The sequence below is a fragment of the Streptomyces cahuitamycinicus genome, assembly GCF_002891435.1.
In the GTDB taxonomy this organism is placed as follows: Bacteria; Actinomycetota; Actinomycetes; order Streptomycetales; family Streptomycetaceae; genus Streptomyces; species Streptomyces cahuitamycinicus.
Map to the genome: position 1 here is coordinate 1 of NZ_POUC01000681.1, position 2839 is coordinate 2839.

At 72.3% G+C, this 2839-nt stretch carries 2 protein-coding genes; one reads left to right on the forward strand and one right to left on the reverse strand.

What is annotated here, in order from left to right; all coding sequences use genetic code 11:
* The coding region (locus C1J00_RS41545) for a hypothetical protein (protein WP_102913994.1) at positions 1-737 on the reverse strand (737 nt) is incomplete at its 3' end.
* Positions 738-1027: 290 nt separating this feature from the next.
* Here C1J00_RS41545 and C1J00_RS41550 point away from each other — a divergent pair.
* Positions 1028-2710: a glycoside hydrolase family 13 protein gene (locus C1J00_RS41550; protein WP_180989888.1), complete on the forward strand. Its 1683-nt coding sequence runs from the start codon at positions 1028-1030 to the stop codon at positions 2708-2710.
* Positions 2711-2839: the final 129 nt, after the last annotated feature.

Sequence of the window (2839 nt, forward strand, 5' to 3'; positions counted from 1 at the left end):
GGCGTCGTCTCCTCGGCCGGCTCCGACGGGGACGCCGGGGGCGTCGGGGGCGTCGTCTCCTCGGCCGGCTCGGACGGGCTCGCGGGCGGCGTGGAGGCGGGCGGCTCCTCCTGAGCCGGCGGCGGGGTCGTGCACTCCTTCGTGCCGCCGTTCCAGGCCGCGATCAGCTTGTCCTTGATGACCGGGCGGTCCGGGCCCTTGGGCAGCTCGCCGTGCTCGAAGCCGTCCTTCGCGTCGAGTTCGCCGTCGAACTTCACCGCGCCCCGGTAGAGGTCGATCTGCCCGAAGCAGCCCTTGTCCGGGATGGCGATGTCGAGCGAGTCGGTGGCGCCCGGCTTGACCGTCACCGTGTCGAAGTCGACGAACACCTGCTCGCCGGAGGTCGCGAAGGTCGCGCCGTGCGCGAGGTAGGACGCGAGGGAAGCCGTGCAGGTGGCCGCGTCACCCGCGGTGCGGACCTTGACGTGTACCTTGCCGTCTTCGCTCGGCTTCAGGTTCTGGTCGTCGACCTTGACCGAGTCGTAGAAGTTCGTGCCGTCGAGAGAGAACTGGCAGCGGTCGGTCCCGGTCTCCGTGCCCGCGCCCGTGCCCGGCTTGTAGCTGCCGCCGGACGACCAGCCGTCACCGCCGGGCGTTCCGGTGGCGAAGGCGGTCGTGGCGGAGGCGGCGCAGAGGGCGAGGGCCGCGGCGCCCGTCCCCAGCAGGCGTCGCGCGGTGACACGGCTCGCTATGGACATGCGTATCCCATTTCTTGGCGTGTGCCGACCCGGATGACGGCAGCGGGCAGCGCGACGCACGCGGCTGCCGGGGCCGCACCGGAGGTGAGTGGTCTGAGAACACTGGGCTCATTGGTCACATGTGCCTCAGTGGCCCCATCGTGGCGGGGCCGCAGCACGCTGTCAACCTGCGGCGATGCAAAGGAAGTTGTGCCGCCATCACACTTTCATCACAGCGGGAATGGATCACTCCGATCAACGCGATGGTTCCTTTTTCCGGCATTCTGGACAGATTCAATGCTGTCGCCCGTATGCCCTGCGAAGGAGACCGCGTGACCGAGCGCTCGACCCTCGACCTGTCGTCCCGGGATCCCGACTGGTGGCGCCAGGCCGTCGTCTACCAGATCTATCCCCGCAGCTTCGCCGACGCCGACGGCGACGGACTCGGTGATCTGCGCGGCATCACCCGCCGCCTCACCCACCTCGCCGCCCTGGGCGTGGACGCCCTGTGGCTGAGCCCCTTCTACCCGTCCGAGCTCGCCGACGGCGGCTACGACGTCGCCGACCCCCGGGGCGTCGACCCGCGCCTGGGCACCCTCGACGACTTCGACGCGCTGGTCGCCGAGGCCCACCGCCTCGGCCTGAAGGTCATCGTCGACATCGTGCCCAACCACTCCTCGCACCGGCACGCATGGTTCCAGGAGGCCCTGTACGCGGGGCCCGGCTCGGCGGCCCGCGACCGCTACGTCTTCCGCGACGGCCGCGGCGAGCACGGCGAACTCCCGCCCAGCGACTGGCAGTCCGTCTTCGGCGGCAGCGCCTGGAAACGGGTGCCCGACGGCCAGTGGTACCTGCACCTGTTCGCCCCCGAGCAGCCCGACCTCAACTGGGAGAACCAGGAGGTCCGCGCCGACTACCGCACCACCCTGCGCTTCTGGTCGGACCGCGGGGTCGACGGCTTCCGCATCGACGTCGCCCACGCCCTCGTCAAGGACCTGAGCGAACCCCTGCGCGACCTCGGCCGTCCCGAGCTGAGCCGCGAGGAGGCGCTCACCGCGCTGCCGCCCGGCACCCACCCCTTCTACGACCGTGACGACGTGCACGAGATCTACCGCGACTGGCGCAAGATCCTCGACGCCTACCGCCCGCCCCGGATGGCCGTCGCCGAGGCGTGGGTACCCGGCGCACGGCGTGCGCTGTACGCCCGTCCGGACGAACTCGGGCAGGCCTTCAACTTCGAGTACCTCCAGGCCGGCTGGGACGCCGGGGAGCTGCGGCAGGTCATCACCGACTCGCTCGCCACGGCCCGGGCGGCGGGCGCCTCGGCCACCTGGGTGCTGTCCAACCACGACGTCGTACGGCACGCCTCCCGGCTGACGCTGCCGCCCGGCACCGACCTCAACGCCTGGCTGCTCTCCGGCGGCCACGCCCCGGCCGTCGACGAGGCGGCCGGGCTGCGCCGAGCCCGGGCGGCCACGCTGCTGATGCTGGCGCTGCCCGGCTCGGCGTACGTCTACCAGGGTGAGGAACTCGGCCTGCCCGAGGTCGCCGACCTGCCCACCGAGGTGCTCCAGGACCCGATCTGGGAGCAGACCGGTCACGTCCGCAAGGGCCGCGACGGCTGCCGGGTGCCGCTGCCGTGGACGACGTCCGGACCGTCGTACGGCTTCGGGCCCGGCGGGGCCTGGCTCCCGCAGCCGCCCGGCTTCGCCGCCTACGCCGTCGAGGCCCAGGACGGGGTGGAGGGCTCCACTCTGGAGCTGTACCGCACGGCCCTGCGGCTGCGCCGCAAACTCCTCGACGGTGAGGAGCTGACCTGGGCGGCGGACACCCCGGACGGCGTGCTCCGGTTCGACCGCTGCGCGGGCTGGCGCTGCGTCACCAACCTGTCCGGCGCGGCGGTCGAGCTGCCGGCCGGTGAGGTCCTGCTGAGCAGTGCGCCTCTGGAGGACGGCCGGATCGGGCCGGACACGACGGTGTGGCTCGGCCGCTGAGGGCTCCGCGGGTGGTGCCGTGACAGGTTGTGTTTTGTCTGCGGCGGTGTGGTGGGCTGGTCGCGCAGTTCCCCGCGCCCCTTCGGGGGCGTGGGCCCACTCGCGTGGCGTAGTAGGGCGGGCCGGGGG

What these genes read in the sequence shown, in the direction of transcription:
- C1J00_RS41550 (WP_180989888.1), top strand. Translation starts at nt 1,028, where the DNA reads ATGCCCTGCGAAGGAGACCGCGTGACCGAGCGCTCGACCCTCGACCTG.